14 protein-coding genes are annotated in these 16,408 nt (G+C 62.4%); 11 read left to right on the top strand and 3 right to left on the bottom strand.

From position 1 onward, the window contains the following. Window positions 1-6 precede the first annotated feature (6 nt). Window positions 7-1,152, bottom strand: a complete 1,146-nt coding sequence (locus ACXAEK_RS02495) for an aminomethyl transferase family protein (RefSeq protein ID WP_475039707.1) — start codon at window positions 1,150-1,152, stop codon at window positions 7-9. A 554-nt stretch (window positions 1,153-1,706) separates the two neighbouring features. Here ACXAEK_RS02495 and ACXAEK_RS02490 point away from each other — a divergent pair. The 9 genes from ACXAEK_RS02490 to folD all read left to right on the top strand — a co-directional run bounded on the left by ACXAEK_RS02490 (window position 1,707) and on the right by folD (window position 11,038). Beyond that, a complete protein-coding gene (locus tag ACXAEK_RS02490) occupies window positions 1,707-3,080 on the top strand; it encodes an ammonium transporter (protein ID WP_475039706.1) in 1,374 nt (457 codons plus the stop codon). An 11-nt stretch (window positions 3,081-3,091) separates the two neighbouring features. Beyond that, complete coding sequence (locus ACXAEK_RS02485; RefSeq protein ID WP_475039704.1) at window positions 3,092-3,307, top strand: hypothetical protein; 216 nt, start codon at window positions 3,092-3,094, stop codon at window positions 3,305-3,307. Between the two features lie 133 nt (window positions 3,308-3,440). Further along, a complete protein-coding gene (locus ACXAEK_RS02480) occupies window positions 3,441-4,337 on the top strand; it encodes a class II glutamine amidotransferase (protein ID WP_475039703.1) in 897 nt (298 codons plus the stop codon). 1 nt (window position 4,338) lies between these two features. Beyond that, window positions 4,339-5,022, top strand: coding sequence for a protein GlxC (locus ACXAEK_RS02475; protein ID WP_475039702.1), 684 nt, complete (start codon window positions 4,339-4,341; stop codon window positions 5,020-5,022). Window positions 5,023-5,039: 17 nt separating this feature from the next. After that, window positions 5,040-6,371, top strand: a complete 1,332-nt coding sequence (locus tag ACXAEK_RS02470; protein ID WP_475039700.1) for an FMN-binding glutamate synthase family protein — start codon at window positions 5,040-5,042, stop codon at window positions 6,369-6,371. A gap of 76 nt (window positions 6,372-6,447) precedes the next feature. Continuing rightward, on the top strand, window positions 6,448-7,779 hold the full coding sequence (gene glnT, locus ACXAEK_RS02465; protein ID WP_475039698.1) for a type III glutamate--ammonia ligase: 1,332 nt from the start codon (window positions 6,448-6,450) through the stop codon (window positions 7,777-7,779). A gap of 288 nt (window positions 7,780-8,067) precedes the next feature. Continuing rightward, window positions 8,068-9,744, top strand: coding sequence for a formate--tetrahydrofolate ligase (locus tag ACXAEK_RS02460; protein ID WP_475039697.1), 1,677 nt, complete (start codon window positions 8,068-8,070; stop codon window positions 9,742-9,744). 60 nt (window positions 9,745-9,804) lie between these two features. Further along, on the top strand, window positions 9,805-10,110 hold the full coding sequence (locus ACXAEK_RS02455) for a chorismate mutase (RefSeq protein ID WP_475039695.1): 306 nt from the start codon (window positions 9,805-9,807) through the stop codon (window positions 10,108-10,110). A gap of 37 nt (window positions 10,111-10,147) precedes the next feature. Further along, a complete protein-coding gene (gene folD / locus ACXAEK_RS02450) occupies window positions 10,148-11,038 on the top strand; it encodes a bifunctional methylenetetrahydrofolate dehydrogenase/methenyltetrahydrofolate cyclohydrolase FolD (RefSeq protein WP_475039693.1) in 891 nt (296 codons plus the stop codon). Window positions 11,039-11,157: 119 nt separating this feature from the next. Here the strand turns inward: folD and ACXAEK_RS02445 are convergent, their stop codons facing one another. Next, window positions 11,158-12,000, bottom strand: a complete 843-nt coding sequence (locus tag ACXAEK_RS02445) for an EamA family transporter (RefSeq protein ID WP_475039692.1) — start codon at window positions 11,998-12,000, stop codon at window positions 11,158-11,160. Window positions 12,001-12,180: 180 nt separating this feature from the next. On the opposite strand from ACXAEK_RS02445, the gene tdm reads away from it, so the two are divergent. Together tdm and ACXAEK_RS02435 are read left to right on the top strand one after the other, a co-directional pair. Beyond that, window positions 12,181-14,550 (top strand): trimethylamine-oxide aldolase Tdm, encoded by a 2,370-nt coding sequence (tdm, locus tag ACXAEK_RS02440; protein WP_475039690.1) that lies wholly within the window; start codon window positions 12,181-12,183, stop codon window positions 14,548-14,550. 29 nt (window positions 14,551-14,579) lie between these two features. Continuing rightward, on the top strand, window positions 14,580-15,002 hold the full coding sequence (locus ACXAEK_RS02435; protein WP_475039689.1) for a group II truncated hemoglobin: 423 nt from the start codon (window positions 14,580-14,582) through the stop codon (window positions 15,000-15,002). A gap of 87 nt (window positions 15,003-15,089) precedes the next feature. Here ACXAEK_RS02435 and ACXAEK_RS02430 read toward each other — a convergent pair whose 3' ends face one another. After that, window positions 15,090-16,352 (bottom strand): glycerate kinase type-2 family protein, encoded by a 1,263-nt coding sequence (locus tag ACXAEK_RS02430; protein ID WP_475039688.1) that lies wholly within the window; start codon window positions 16,350-16,352, stop codon window positions 15,090-15,092. Window positions 16,353-16,408 lie beyond the last annotated feature (56 nt).

Raw genomic sequence — 16,408 nt, 5'->3', positions numbered from 1 at the left:
TCCGGATCAGCCCTTTGCGGTGCGGATCGATTTGTCCTTGTCGTAGAAGGGCATCTCGGCGGCGGTGGCGGCAATCTCGGTGCCGTCGCCGTTGCGCACGGTCAGCTCGGTGCCCGGCTTGGCGCAGGCCACCGGCATCCGCGCGATGCCCACGTTGTGCTTGTTCACGTCGGAATACATGCCGTAGGTGACCACGCCGACTTTTTCACCGTTCTGCAGCAGGTCTGCGCCTTCATCCGCCGGGGTGGTGCCCTCCAGCTGGACGCCGTAGATCTTGAACCGCTCCTTGCCTTCGGCGGCATAGTGGTTCTCGGCGCCGATGAAGCCGGTTTTGCCCGGGGAGACAGTGAATTCGAGGCCCAATTCCCACAGCGTGTCGCCGCAGGGCTCATCGTCGAACGGGTAGGTCTCGGAGTTGTCGCCCGGATAGAACAGCAGGTAGCTTTCGGTGCGCAAGAGGTCGAGGGTGGAGAACTGCACCGGCACGATGCCGAGCCCCGCGCCCTTGTCCAGGATGCTGTCCCAGAGGTGCACGGCATCCTTGGCCTGGCAAAAGATCTCATAGCCGCGCTCACCGGTGTAGCCGGTGCGCGAGATCATCACCGGGCAGCCGAACAGCTTGGTCTGGATGATGCCGAAATAGGCCAAATCACGGATGCCGGGCACGTATTCGGCCAGGAAGTCCACCGCAACGGGGCCCTGCAGCGACATGTCGTGCATGTTGTCGTCAAAGATCACCGAGCAGTTCTTGCCGGCCGCAACCGTGTTCAGCTGCTCCATGCCGGTGCCGGTGCCATGCACCACCAGCCAGCTGTTCACCGACAGGCGGTAGATGATGCAGTCGTCCACGAATTTGCCCTGGTCGTTCAGGATCGAGGCATAGGTTGAGCGGCCCGGCATGATCTTTTCGACGTTGCGGGTGGTGACCCGGTCGATGACCTGTGCCGCGTGCTCGCCCACGACGTGGACTTTCTTCAGGCCGGACACGTCCATCAGGCCGGCCTTGGTGCGGATCGCCTCGTAGTCGGCTTTGGCGCGCTCGGGGGTGTGGTCATAGAACCAGGCGGTTCCCATGCCGTTCCAATCTTCCAGCTCGCCGCCGATTTCCTTGTGGCGCTGCGCCAGTGCTGAAGTCCGCCAGATGATGGCCATTTTGCGTTTCTCCCTATTGGTGCGGACCAAAATTCTTGATTTGGTTCCATTGGTCTGGTCCAGTTAGCCAAGGGAGGAGGCTTCGTGTCAATGATTATTCCTAGCAGGAAAAAGATTTTGCCAAAAATGCCGATTCCGAATGGGTTTGCGGCATGAATTGGCCTGAAATGGTCTTTTTCGACATCAGGCTTGCGGTTGCGGCAGGCTCTGCGCAACCCGTTCCGGGGGAGAATCACAGACAAGTGGTGCCGGAGATTCGCGTGATTCTGTCGCAAATGCGCAGTTGCACCATGGGTTTGGCGGTGGTTGCAGCATGTCGGCGCGGCATGGAACCGGTCCGGGCCGGTTGGCGCTAAGTCTTTGGATGCCGGGGACTTAACTGGTCTGAAAACCGGCAAATAAAAACGCGAAAAGCGGCACCGTGTTCCCTGGGGGTGAATAAATTTTCACATGAAGATTGACAGGTCTGCCCGCCGGAACCCAATAATAAGGGAAAATAATATTCCCAAGAGGCAAAAAATGCCCGGGAACACTGCCAACAGGAGGGCAAAACATTGGATGGAAATCTGAACGCGTTAACAACGGTGTTCACCGAGTTCTATTACTGGGTGACCGTTGTCTTCATGTTCCTCATTCACGTGGGGTTCTGCATGTATGAGGTCGGCGCCAGCCGCCACCGCAACCACATGCACACATTGATGAAGAACATCATGATCATTCCGCTGGTCACGGTGACTTTCTTCTTTTTCGGCTGGTGGATCTACTGGGCGTTCCCCAGCTTCCCGTTCTTCGGCGGCCTGAACCATGATGCAGGCGCGGCCAACCTGCCGTGGTCGCAGAACATGGGCACCAACCTCTCAGACCGGATCACCGGCGTGTTCTGGGCGGCGTTCCTGCTGTTCTCCTGGACCGCGGCCTCGATCGTGTCCGGCGCGGTGATTGAGCGGATCCGCTCTTCCGCCCTGTGGGTGCATGCAGTTATGATCGGCTCGGTGTTCTGGATCATCGACGCGGCCTGGGGCTGGCACGCCGAGGGCTGGATGGTGAAATACCTGGGCTATCACGACGCCTATGCCTCCGGTGTGATCCACGCGATTGCCGGCGGTTACGCATTGGGTGTGATCATGGTGCTGGGCCCGCGCCTGGGCAAGTTCGCCGCTGACGGCACTCCGCGCGATATCCCGCCGCATAACCCATGGATGCTGACCATCGGGATCTTCCTGATCTACTCGGGGTTCTGGGGCTTCTATGCCGCTTGCAACATTCCGGTGATCTCGCCGGATGGCATTGGCGGGCTGCTGACCGGCGAAACCTGGACGGCCACCAACATCTATCTGGCGCCGACCTCGCTGTCCGCGATCACCTTCAACTTCCTGATGTCGCTGTCCGGCGGCCTGATGGCGGCTTATGTGGTGTCCAAGGGTGATGCGTTCTGGACCTTCTCCGGCGGTCTGGCGGGCATCATCACAGCCTCTGCCGGCAACGACCTGTACCACCCGATCCAGGCGATGCTGGTCGGCGCGGTTGGTGTCGTGATCGTCTACAAGCTGCACTACTGGGTCGAGCGCACTTTCAAGATCGACGATGCGGTGGGCGCTGTTGCCGTGCATGGCTACTCCGGCATCGTGGGGCTGATCATCGCGGGCTTCCTGCTGTGGGGCGCGCCGAGCTCGCCCTATGAAGGCTATGCCACCGTCAACCCGGTTGGCCAGACCATCGGCGCGGTGATCATGTTTGGCGTGCTGGGCTGGCTGCCCGGGTACGTGATCTCCAAGATGCAGGCCGCTGCCGGCGTGCTGCGGATCCCGGTGGAGGTCGAGCTGCAGGGCCTCGATTACGCTGAACACCATGCCTACGAAGATGCCAAGGCCGAAATCATTGCTGCCGACAAGGCTGCAGTGAACGGCAACGGCGTTCCGGCTGAATAAGGAGAATTGGAATGTCTACGATCGGATACGACAGCTGGGCGGTGGATCTGGCAGAAGTTGGGGCAGTTTACCCCTTTCAAGGATCAGAAGGGCTGATGGTTGTCCTGGGGGTGGTCTTCTGGATCGCCTGGCACCGGATCCAGTTTGTTCGCGAGGGGGCCCATCTGGAGAAGGCTAAGAATATGGGGGACAAGGAGAAAATACACTCCTTGTTGGAGAAATACTGATCCTGACCCAACCAGAGGCGCGCCAGACGGCGCGCCTTTTCTTTCCCTCAAGGGAAAATAAGTTTCATAAGAGTTGAACGGTAGATCGCAAACTGCTAGCGTTGATTCGAGATGAAAAGCAGGAGGCACACCCATGTGCGGGATTGTCGGTCTTTTTCTGAAAGACAAATCACTAGAGCCAAAACTGGGCGATATGCTCACCGATATGCTCATCACCATGACGGACCGCGGTCCCGATAGTGCGGGCATTGCAATCTACGGATCCGAAGCGGACGGGCGCACCAAGCTGACCGTTCAGTCGGATGCGCCTGAGGAAGCCTTTGACGGGCTGGACGGCGCGCTGGCCGAAGCGCTGAGCACCGATGTGTCGATCCGGGTGACCGACACCCACGCGGTGCTGGAGGTGCCCGCTGGCAAAGCCGAAGAAGCGCGCGCCGCATTGGCGGAACTGCGCCCCGGCATGCGTGTCATGAGTGCAGGCGACACCATCGAGATTTACAAGGAAGTGGGTCTGCCCGAGAAAGTTGCAGAGCGTTTCGACGTGCGCGGCATGAGCGGCACCCATGGCATCGGCCATACCCGCATGGCCACTGAATCCGCCGTGACCACCGAGGGCGCACACCCGTTCTCGACCGGATCGGACCAGTGCCTGGTGCACAATGGCTCGCTGTCCAACCACAACTCGCTGCGCCGCAAGCTGCGCCGGGACGGGGTGCGGATCGAAAGCCAGAACGACACCGAGGTGGGCGCAGCCTATCTGACCTGGAAGATGCAGAACGGCGCCACCCTGGGTGAAGCGCTGGAAGGCACCCTGGAAGACCTGGACGGGTTCTTCAACTTCGTGGTGGGCACCAAGGACGGTTTTGGCGTGGTCCGCGACCCGATCGCCTGCAAGCCGGCGGTGATGGCGGAAACCGACCAGTATGTGGCCTTCGGGTCCGAATACCGCGCGCTGGTGAACCTGCCGGGCATTGAAGATGCCAAGGTCTGGGAGCCCGAACCCGCAACCGTTTACTTCTGGAACCACTAAGATGCAGACATATGATCTTGAAGCAAATGGCCTGCGCGGTCTGAACTCCGCCCTGCAGGAATTGAACGGCAGCACTAACAAAACTGCCTGGGAAGTCGTCAACCCCAAGGGCAGCCATGCGATTGCCGTGGGTTTGGACTCGCCGATTGACGTGACCGTCAAGGGCTCGACCGGCTACTACTGCGCCGGCATGAACCAGCAGGCGACCGTGCGCGTCGAAGGGTCTGTTGGCCCCGGTGTGGCTGAAAACATGATGTCCGGCCAGGTGATCGTCGAGGGCGACGCCAGCCAATATGCCGGTGCCACCGGCCACGGCGGCCTGCTGGTGATCAAGGGCAATGCGTCTTCACGCTGCGGCATCTCCATGAAAGGCATCGACATCGTCGTGCACGGCAACATCGGCCACATGTGCGCCTTCATGGCGCAGGCGGGCAACTTGGTTGTCTGCGGCGATGCCGGTGATGCGCTGGGCGACAGCTGCTATGAGGCGCGCTTGTTTGTGCGCGGTTCGGTCAAGAGCCTGGGCGCCGACTGCATCGAGAAAGAGATGCGGCCTGAGCACATCGAGATCCTCAAGGATCTGCTGGAACGCGCGGGCTCCGACGCCAAGCCGGAAGAGTTCAAGCGCTATGGCTCCGCCCGCCAGCTTTACAACTTCGACGTCGACAACGCGCAAGCGTACTAAGGACAGGATCAAAAGGCATGGATAACAAGAACATCCCCCGTACCGAGCCGATCCAGTCGGCGACATTCTCCAACCCGATCAACGCGGAAATCCGCCGCGCGGCAGCCACCGGGATCTATGACATCCGCGGCGGCGGCGCTAAGCGCCGGGTGCCGCATTTCGATGACCTGCTGTTCCTCGGCGCCTCGGTCTCGCGCTATCCGCTGGAAGGCTACCGCGAGAAATGTGAAACCAAGGTGACCCTGGGCACACGTTTCGCCAAGAAGCCGATTGAGCTGGACATTCCGGTCACCATTGCCGGCATGAGCTTTGGCGCGCTGTCGGGCCCCGCGAAAGAGGCCCTGGGCCGCGGCGCATCTGCCGCCGGCACCTCCACCACCACCGGTGACGGCGGCATGACCCCGGAAGAGCGCGGCCATTCCTCCAAGCTGGTTTACCAGTACCTGCCGTCCCGCTACGGCATGAACCCCGATGACCTGCGCAAGGCGGACGCCATCGAGGTTGTGGTCGGTCAGGGCGCTAAGCCCGGCGGTGGCGGCATGCTGCTGGGCCAGAAGATCTCGGACCGGGTTGCGGAAATGCGCTGCCTGCCCAAGGGCATCGACCAGCGTTCCGCCTGCCGCCACCCGGACTGGACCGGCCCGGATGACCTGGAAATCAAGATCCTGGAGCTGCGGGAAATCACCAACTGGGAAAAGCCGATCTATGTGAAGGTTGGCGGCACCCGGCCCTACTATGACACTGCTTTGGCCGTGAAGGCAGGCGCCGATGTTGTGGTGCTGGACGGCATGCAGGGCGGCACGGCCGCTACCCAGGACGTGTTCATCGAACATGTCGGTCTGCCGACGCTGGCCTGTATCCGCCCCGCCGTGCAGGCGTTGCAGGATCTGGGCGTGCACCGCGAAGTGCAGCTGGTGGTCTCTGGCGGCATCCGCACCGGCGCCGACGTGGCCAAGGCGATGGCACTGGGTGCTGACGCGGTGGCCATCGGCACCGCGGCGCTGATCGCGCTGGGCGACAACGACCCGAAATGGGAAAACGAGTACCAGAAGCTGGGCACCACCACCGGCGCCTATGACGACTGGCACGAAGGCCGCGACCCGGCCGGCATTACCACCCAAGACCCGGAGCTGATGAAGCGCTTGGATCCGGCCGAAGCGGGCCGCCGCCTGCGCAACTACCTCAAGGTGATGACGCTAGAGGCGCAGACCATTGCCCGCGCCTGCGGCCACAACCACCTGCACAACCTCGAACCCGAGGATCTGTGCGCCCTGACCATGGAGGCCGCCGCCATGGCGCGCGTGCCGCTGGCCGGCACCGACTGGTACCCGGGTAAGGCAGGGTTCTGAAGTTAAGCGGGGCGCGGCCGGTGACGGTTCGCGCCCCATTTTCGAAATACGTTCAACAGGGAAAGGAAGTAGGACCATGACGACAGATCTGGCTGCTTTCGCAAAAGAAAAAGGCGTTAAATACTTCATGATCTCCTTCACCGACTTGTTCGGTGGCCAGCGCGCCAAACTGGTGCCGGCACAGGCGATCGCGGACATGCAGGAAGACGGGGCCGGCTTTGCCGGTTTTGCCACCTGGCTTGACCTCACACCGGCCCACCCGGACATGCTGGCGGTGCCGGATCCCAACTCGGTGATCCAGCTGCCGTGGAAGCCGGAGGTCGCCTGGGTGGCGGCTGACTGCGTGATGGAAGGCGAGGATGTGGCTCAGGCGCCGCGCAACGTGCTGCGCCGCCTGATCAAGGAGGCTGCGGACGAAGGCCTGCACGTGAAGACCGGCATCGAGGCCGAGTTCTTCCTGCTGACCCCGGACGGAGAGGAAATCTCGGACCCCTTCGATACCGCTGAAAAACCCTGCTATGACCAGCAGGCGGTGATGCGCCGTTATGACGTGGTCCGCGAGATCTGCGACTACATGCTGGAACTGGGCTGGGGCCCGTATCAGAACGACCACGAGGACGCCAACGGCCAGTTCGAGATGAACTGGGAGTTCGACGATGCGCTGTCGACCGCCGACAAGCACAGCTTCTTCAAGTTCATGACTAAATCGGTGGCGGAAAAGCACGGCTACCGCGCGACCTTCATGCCAAAGCCGGTCGAGGGCCTCACCGGCAACGGCTGCCACGCGCATATCTCGGTCTGGGACGCACCGGGCAAAGATGCCCGCACCAACGTCTTTGCCGGTGAAAAGGGCGCGGGCCAGATTGCCGAGCTGGGCCTGTCGGAGCAGGGCGGCTGGTTCCTGGGCGGCATCATGAAGCACGCCTCAGCCCTGGCGGCGATCACCAACCCCACGGTGAACTCCTACAAGCGCATCAATGCGCCGCGCACCATGTCGGGCGCGACCTGGGCGCCGAACACCGTGACCTGGACCGGCAACAACCGCACTCACATGGTGCGCGTTCCAGGCCCCGGCCGGTTTGAACTGCGCCTGCCGGATGGTGCTGTGAACCCCTATCTGCTGCAGGCGGTGATCATCGCGGCCGGCCTCTCCGGTGTCCGCTCCAAAGCCGACCCTGGCCCGCGTCACGACATCGACATGTACGCCGAAGGCCACACCATCACCGACGCGCCGAAACTGCCGCTCAACATGCTGGATGCGCTGCGCTTCTACGACAAGGACGATGGTCTGAAGGCAATGATGGGCGAGGAGTTCTCGGCCGCTTACCTGAAGATGAAGGAGCAAGAGTGGAGCTCCTTTGTGAACCACTTCTCCCGCTGGGAAAAAGAGAACACGCTGGACATCTGATTCCCCTGTCCGGTCTTCGGGCTGGACTACGCACGGCCCGGGCATTGCCCGGGCCTCTTTTGTTTGCGGCAGGCTTTGCCGCATATGCGCCGTCTTCACCCGGGGTGAAATTCCGCCAGTTTCTGATCCGCGGCAGAAACAGCAAAATCCCCCTGTTTTTCAGGAAAATCCGCGCAAGAATGTGTTGACGTGTAGGAAAAATATTTAATTAATAGGAATATATCTTGCCTCGCGGGGATCATCAGCAGCGGGGCGTGAACCGGAACGGATGGCAGCAGGGAGACGGCCATGAGCTACAAGAGTGACATTGAGATTGCGCGTGAAGCGCAGAAGAAGCCGATCCAGGAGATTGGCGCTAAGATCGGGATTTCGAACGACGATCTGCTGCCCTACGGCCATGACAAGGCGAAGGTGTCGCAGAGCTTCATCAACTCCGTTCAGGACAAGGAAGACGGCAAGCTGATCCTGGTGACCGCGATCAACCCGACGCCCGCTGGCGAAGGCAAGACCACCACCACCGTGGGCCTGGGCGACGGTCTGAACCGGATCGGCAAGAACGCGATGATCTGTATCCGCGAAGCGAGCCTGGGGCCGAACTTCGGCATGAAGGGCGGCGCTGCAGGCGGCGGTTACGCGCAAGTGGTGCCGATGGAGGAGATGAACCTCCACTTCACCGGCGACTTCCATGCGATCACCTCGGCCCATTCGCTGCTGTCGGCAATGATCGACAACCACATCTACTGGGGCAATGAGTGCGACATCGACACCCGCCGCGTCGCCTGGCGCCGTGTGGTCGACATGAACGACCGTGCCCTGCGCACCATCACCGCGTCCCTGGGCGGTGTGTCCAACGGCTTCCCGCGCGAAGCCGGCTTTGACATCACCGTGGCCTCCGAAGTGATGGCGATCCTGTGCCTGGCGAACGACCTCAAGGACCTGGAAAAGCGCCTGGGCGACATCATCGTGGCCTACCGCCGCGACAAGACCCCGGTCTACTGCCGCGACATCAAGGCAGAGGGCGCAATGACCGTTCTGCTGAAAGACGCGATGCAGCCGAACCTGGTGCAGACCCTGGAAAACAACCCGGCCTTCGTGCACGGCGGCCCGTTCGCCAACATCGCACACGGCTGTAACTCGGTGATCGCCACCAAGACCGCGCTGAAAGTGGCCGACTATGTCGTGACCGAAGCCGGCTTCGGCGCTGACCTCGGCGCCGAGAAGTTCATGAACATCAAATGCCGCAAGGCAGGCATCGCACCCTCCGCAGTGGTGCTGGTGGCCACCGTGCGCGCGATGAAGATGAACGGCGGCGTGGCCAAGGCAGACCTTGGTGCCGAGAACGTCGAGGCGGTGAACTCCGGCTGCGCCAACCTCGGCCGCCACATCGAGAACGTCAAATCCTTCGGCGTGCCGGTTGTGGTTGCGATCAACCACTTCGTGACCGACACCGATGCGGAAGTGGACGCGGTCAAAGCCTATTGCGCCAACCACGGCGTTGAGGCAGTTCTTTCGCGCCACTGGGAGCTGGGCTCAGAAGGCTCCGCGCCGCTGGCCGAGAAAGTGGTTGAGGTCGTCGATGCGGGCCAGGCCAACTTTGCGCCGATCTACCCGGACGACATGCCGCTGTTCGAAAAGATCGAAACCATCGCCAAGCGCATCTACCGCGCCGACGAGGTGCTGGCGGACAACAAGATCCGCAACCAGCTGAAGGAATGGGAAGACGCGGGTTACGGCAACCTGCCGGTCTGCATGGCGAAGACCCAGTACTCCTTCTCGACCGACCCGTCCCTGCGCGGCGCGCCGACCGGCCATTCGGTTCCGGTGCGTGAGGTCCGCCTGTCTGCGGGCGCCGGCTTCATCGTTGCGGTCTGCGGCGAGATCATGACCATGCCGGGCCTGCCGCGCAAACCGGCGGCGGAAACCATCCGCCTGAACGAGGACGGCCAGATCGAAGGCTTGTTCTAAGACGCAAAATGCGCTTTTTGCGGCCCGGGGGAGCACCCCGGGCCGCAAGAGTTTTAAGACATGAGCACAGAAACACCGCCGCAGGACTGCCAGTCGATGGCAGAGGTGCGGGCCCAGATTGACCGGCTCGACCGGGACCTGATCGCCCTGCTGGCCGTCCGCGCCGGCTATATCGACCGGGCCACCGAACTGAAGCAGCTCAATGGCTGGCCGGCGCGGATCCCTAGCCGGGTTGAGGAAGTGGTCATGAATGCCCGCGCCGCCGCGCAAGGGGAGGGGCTGGACCCCGATCTGATCGAAGGCCTGTGGCGGCAGCTGGTGGACTGGTCGATCGCCCGCGAGGCGCGGGTTATTCGTGAGGAATAGGCAGGCTTCCGGCCTGCGGCAAAAAGGAAGAGATCAAATGGCAGCAACTCTGATTGACGGCAAGGCCTTTGCGGCCAAGGTGCGCGGCCAGGTGGCGGAGCACGTCGCCCGGCTGAAAGAAGAAAACGGCATCACCCCGGGCCTGGCGGTGGTTCTGGTCGGCGAGGACCCGGCGTCCCAGGTTTACGTGCGCTCCAAGGGCAAGCAGACCGTCGAGGTCGGCATGAACTCCTATGAGCACAAGCTGGAGGCGGACACCTCGGAAGCCGACCTGCTGGCGCTGATCGATCAGCTGAACAACGACGCATCGGTGCATGGCATCCTGGTGCAGCTGCCGCTGCCGAAACACCTGGACGAGGATCTGGTGATCAACTCGATCGCGCCGGAGAAGGACGTGGACGGCTTCCACATCTCCAACGTGGGCCTTCTGGGCACCGGCCAGAAATCGATGGTGCCCTGCACGCCGCTGGGCTGCCTGATGATGCTGCGCGACCACCACGGCAGCCTCTCGGGCATGGATGCGGTTGTGATCGGCCGCTCCAACATCGTCGGCAAGCCGATGGCGCAGCTTCTGCTGGGCGACAGCTGCACCGTGACCATCGCGCATTCGCGCACCAAGGACCTTCCGGATGTGGTGCGCCGCGCCGACATCGTGGTTGCTGCGGTGGGCCGCCCGGAAATGGTGCCGGGCGACTGGATCAAGGAAGGCGCCACCGTCATCGACGTGGGCATCAACCGCATCGAGCGCGACGGCAAGAACGTGCTGGTCGGCGACGTCGACTTCGCCTCCGCGGCTGAGCGCGCCGGCGCCATCACCCCGGTGCCGGGCGGCGTCGGTCCGATGACCATCGCTTGCCTGCTCGCGAACACCGTCACCGCCTGCTGCCGCGCCAACAACCTCCCCGAGCCTGAAGGCCTCACCGCCTGAAGCGCAGACCGTTGAGGTCCGAACAAATCTGCCCCGCCGGAAACCCTCCGGCGGGAGTTTTTTTTGGCAAGATGAAAAGCGGGGGCTTGCCCGCTTGCGGGTACGGCAGCTTGCCGTGGTCAGTGCCCCAGATAGGCAATGCCGCCGAAGGTGACGGCGACGCTGATCCATTGGGCGCGGTTCATGCTTTCACGCAGAACGAGCCAAGCGAGCACAACAGTGACCAAGCCAAAAAGCGAAGCGCTGACCGCAGCGAATTCCGGCCGCGGCAGGGTGCCGGAATAGATCACCAGGCCAAGCGCTACGGCATCCAGCGTGCCCATGAGCGCCAGCAGAGGCAGCAGCTTGCGCGAGGGAAGCTGCACCATCCGGGCCAGCCATGCCAGGCCCAGCAGAAGCAGGACGGCAGCGAGCCGGGTGATGATCAGCACCGGCAGTTCGGCTCCGGCCTGTGTTGCGGCCTGGCCGGTAGCAAAGGTCAGCGCAAACCCGGTAGCGCCTGCCAGGCCCCAGACGGCTGCCTGCAAATTGACCGGGCTGCCGTCGTCTTCGGTGGAGAAGACGGCTATGCAGCCAACGCCGCCCACCACCGCGGCAACCGCCAGCCAATGGCCGGGGCCGACCGGCTGGCCCTGCAGCATCGCCATAGCCAGTGACAGCACCGGATAGGCGCCGACCAGCGGCGCCACCAGCTTAACCGGTCCCAGGGCAAAGGCGCGGTAGAGCGCATAGGAGCCAAGAGCAAAGAGGAGGCCGGAAAAGCCGGCCAGCCAGGCGGCTTGTAGGGTCATTGCCTGCCAGTCCCCCAATGCGGCGGCGGCCCCGGCAACCAGAATCGCTCCGGTGCTGAACACGATGAGCATGGCCGGCAGGATGCTGGTTTTCTGGGAGACAAACCGCACGCAAAGGTCGTGAATACCCCAGGCGAGGGCTGCGATCAGACCAAGAAGCAGCGAGTGCATACCGGTTATCCTTTCGTTTGCGGCATTCACCCCCAGGAAAATGCCGCATCCCGGGCAATTGCCATTTTTCCGCAGAAAATCAACATGTTTGTTGATTATACTGGGGGAGCGGAATATTCTTTTCAATAAATAAATATTCCGGAAGTGCAATTTTGACCGGAGTCCAACAGGAGATGCGCGATGAATGACATGAGCTTCCCTGAAGTTGTCAAAGGGCCGCCGAAGCCCTCTGGACTGTACCAGCCGTCGGTGTTTTCGCTGCCCAAGGGAACCGAGCGCTATGTGGTCGAGGGCTGTGGTGCGATCCTGATCCGGGTGGAAACTGGCGATACGGTCACGGTGATCAACGACGAGGGCGGCCAGCCCTGCGAGATCATCGCCGCAGGGGACAAGGGGCGCATTGACGCCGGAATCATCGGCGCAGCAGCGAACAGCGGTGCAGACGGGCTGAAGGCTTTGCTGACCTCTTCGGACCAGTCCTTGCGGGGGCTGCGGATGGGGATGGAGGCGCGCGGTATCGATCTGGCCCAGGGCGGTGCGGTGCGGTTCTTTGACAGCGCAACCCCTGCCAAGACCGAGGAAAGCTTTACCGCGCAGCGCGACGGGGTGGTGATCATCGCGGCGCCCGGCGGCATCATGGATTTCGAGAAGCAGGATACGGTGACCTCGCTGACCGTGATGGTCAAGCGCGCGGTGATCAAGCAGGTGGCGCGGTTTGAGCTGCCCGATCCGCTGGCTGAGTCGGTCAATGAGGTGCGGGTGCATAGCGCCACCGCTGAAAGCTACTTCGTGAAGGCGGGGGACTACATCCAGATTATCGATGTGGATGGCCGCCAATGCACCGATTTCCAGTGCTTTGCGGCCCGCAAGCTGGACAAGGGCATCGAGCACGCGCTGGATGTGACCACCACGCGGACGCTGATGGGGCATGCCTATCCAATGCCGGGGCTGCATGCGAAATACTATGATCAGGACATGCTGCCGCTGGTCGAGGTGGTGCAGGACACCGTGGGACGGCATGATGCCTTTGCCCTGGCCTGCGCGGCAAAATACTATGACGACATCGGCTATCCCGGCCATGTAAACTGCTCGGATAACTTCAACGGCACGCTGGCCCAGCACGGGGTGACGCCGCGGGCGGGTTGGATGGCGATCAACTTCTTCTTCAACACCGGGCTCGACGATCATGGTGTGATGTATGCCGATGAACCCTGGACCCGGCCCGGCGACTATGTGCTGCTGCGCGCCCTGACCGACTTGGTCTGCGTCAGCTCGGCCTGCCCGGATGACACCAGCGCTGCCAACGGCTGGAACCCCACTGACATTCACGTCCGCACCTACAGCGGAGAAGAGACCTTCAAGCGGGCGATTGCGTTCCGCGCGACCCCTGAATCGGAGCCCAAGATGACCAAGGAAACCGGTTTCCACGACCGCCTCAGCAAGCTGACCCGCAACTTCATCGAGTATAACGGGTTCTGGCTGGCCAATTGCTATGCCGAGTCCGGGCCGCTGGAGGAATACTGGGCTTGCCGCGAGAAATCGGTGGTGCTGGATCTGTCTGCCCTGCGCAAGTTTGAGATCACCGGTCCCGATGCCGAGGCGCTGTGCCAGTACATCTTTACCCGCAATATCAAGAAGCTGGCAGTGGGGCAGGTGGTCTATACCGCGATGTGCTATCCGCATGGCGGCATGATCGACGACGGCACCGTGTTCCGCCTGGGCAAGGACAACTTCCGCTGGATTGGCGGCTCGGATTACGGCGGGGAATGGATCCGCGAGCAGGCTGAGAAGCTGGGTTTGAACGTTCTGATCCGCTCCTCGACCGATATGCAGCACAATATTGCGGTGCAGGGGCCGGAAAGCCGTGATCTTCTGAAGAAAATCATCTGGACTATGCCGCATAATCCCGAACTTGGGGAATTGGGCTGGTTCCGTTTCACACCTGCGCGCATCGGTGGCGAACATGGCGTGCCGGTGGTTGTGTCACGGACCGGTTACACCGGCGAGCTGGGCTATGAGATCTTCTGCCATCCGAAACACGCAAGCGAGGTCTTTGATGCGGTCTGGGAGGCCGGCCAGGACCACGGCATCCGCCCGATGGGGCTGGAGGCGCTGGATATGGTGCGGATCGAGGCCGGGCTGATTTTTGCAGGCTATGACTTCTCTGACCAGACCGATCCGTTTGAGGCTGGCATCGGCTTTACCGTGCCGCTGAAATCGAAAGAGGATGATTTCGTCGGCCGCGACGCGCTGATCCGGCGCAAGACCACGCCTGCGCGCAAGCTGGTCGGGCTGGATATCGACTCGGCCATCGACGTGGGCCATGGTGATTGCGTGCACATCGGGCGGGCGCAGATTGGCGAAGTGACGTCCTCCATGCGCTCACCGCTGTTGGGCAAGAACATCGCGCTAGCGCGGGTGGACGTGTCTTGTTCCGAAGCCGGAACCGAGGTGGAAATCGGCAAACTTGACGGGCATCAAAAACGGCTGCCGGCCAAAATAGTACCCTTTGCGCATTACGACCCCAAGAAGACCCGGCCTCAATCCTGAGGCCGGCCGCTGCGGGGCTGGGAGGTTAAATGGTTCAGAAGCTGATAGATCAGATCGGTGGCGAGGACGTAGTCCGAGCCCTCGTTGAAAGATTTTACGACATTGTCGAAGAGACTGAGGCAGGCGCGCAGATTGTGAAACTGCACAAACGCGGCCACGGTATGGACCACGCCCGGATTGAGCAGTTCAATTTCCTATCCGGCTTCCTGGGTGGCCGGAAGTATTATCAGGAAAAACACGGCCATATGGACGTGAAGCTGATGCACGCGCATGTGCCGGTCACGGAAGAGGACGCCGAGAACTGGCTGAAGTGCATGGATCAGGCGCTGGCGGACCTCAAGCTGGACGGGCCGCATGTGGACCGGCTGAGAATGGTGTTCCGACGGGTAGCGCTGGTGCTGGTGAATGATCTTGCCGAGTGGGGCGAGAAGAAGGTTCCCGTCAGCGTATAGAGTCGCAGGCCAAAGCTTGCCGCCGGATGCGTGTGAGCCTCCGGCTGGAGTATTTTGGGCAAGTTGAAAGCGGCGGTGTTCCAGGGGTTAGCCGGGCCGCCTCAGGAAGACCTGCACATCAGCAACATTGGTGCCGGTGCCGCCGGTCATCAGCAGCGCGTCCGCAGCCTTGAGGGCCGCGTAGCTGTCATTGTTGGCCAGCAATGCCTCCGGGTCCTGTCCGGCAACCCTGATGGCGTCCCAGGTGCCGGGAGCGGCAATGCCGCCAGCCGCGTCTGTGGGGCCGTCGCGCCCGTCCGTGCCGCCTGACAGGAACAGCCAGTTGCCGCTGAGACGTTCGGCGCCCAGTTTGGCGACGCGCAAGGCAAGTTCCTGGTTGCGCCCGCCAAGGCCAGTGCCGGTGAGCTGAACAGTGGTTTCGCCGCCGAAAATCAGCGCAATTGGTTTGTCCTGGGGGGCCAATTCTGCCGCTTTGACAACGGTTTCTGCAGCCTCGGCCACATCGCCTACCAACCGGTGCGATACCAGTTTCGGACTCCAATCCTCTGCCGCTGCGGCCATCATCGCCTTGAGGCTGTGGCGGTTGGAGCCGATCAGGATATTGGTGGCCGGGGGCGGGGCCTCCTGCGCCGTCTCAGCGGCGCTGAGATGGGTTCTGACGGCCTCAGGCGCGCTGTCCCAGATGCCGGTCCGCTGCATGATCCCGCGGGCCTCTGCGGGGCTGCCGATGGGCGCCACGGTGGGGCCTGAGGCGATGGCGCGCAGGTCGTCGCCGATCACGTCGGACAGGATGAAGGCCTGCACCTGGGCAGGCGCGGCATGGCGCAGCAGCCCGCCGCCCTTGGTGTCGGACAGCTGCTGACGGATCAGGTTCATATCGTTGATTTCAAGTCCCGAAGCGAGCAGCAGTTTGTTGACGGCTGCCTTGTCCGCGAGTGTCAGGCCGGGAGCAGGGGCCACCATCAGGGCGGAGCCGCCGCCGGAAATCAGCGCAATCAGCCTGTCATCCGGACCCAGAGAACGCGCCAGTTCAACCGCGGCCTGGCCTGCGCCGGCGCTGCTTTCATCGGGCACCGGGTGGGCGCCGCAGATGACCGTGGCGCCGGGAATTTCCGTGTGGTTTTCCGGGTTTGTGATGGCCAAGGCCTGGGCCGCATCCGGGATCAGCTGCAGCGCCTCGCGCATCATCGGCACCGCGGCCTTGCCCACCGCGAGCAGGACGTTGCGGCCGCCCTCCTGAAGGGGGGCGAGGGGGGAAGATTCCAGCTGGGAGCGAAGCGCTTGCGCCGGGTCGGCGCGGTCGACAGCGGCCTGAAACAGGGCCTTGGCGGTGGTCAGCAACTCAGTCATCCGGATCTCCCTGGCACAGCGGCGTCAAGCCGCCCCGGCAAAAGGCCGGGGCGGCG

The sequence above is a fragment of the Leisingera sp. ABM4_101 genome (assembly GCF_056158725.1).
Note: the sequence above shows the minus strand (reverse complement) of the source record. Positions and strands in the feature narration are given on the sequence as shown.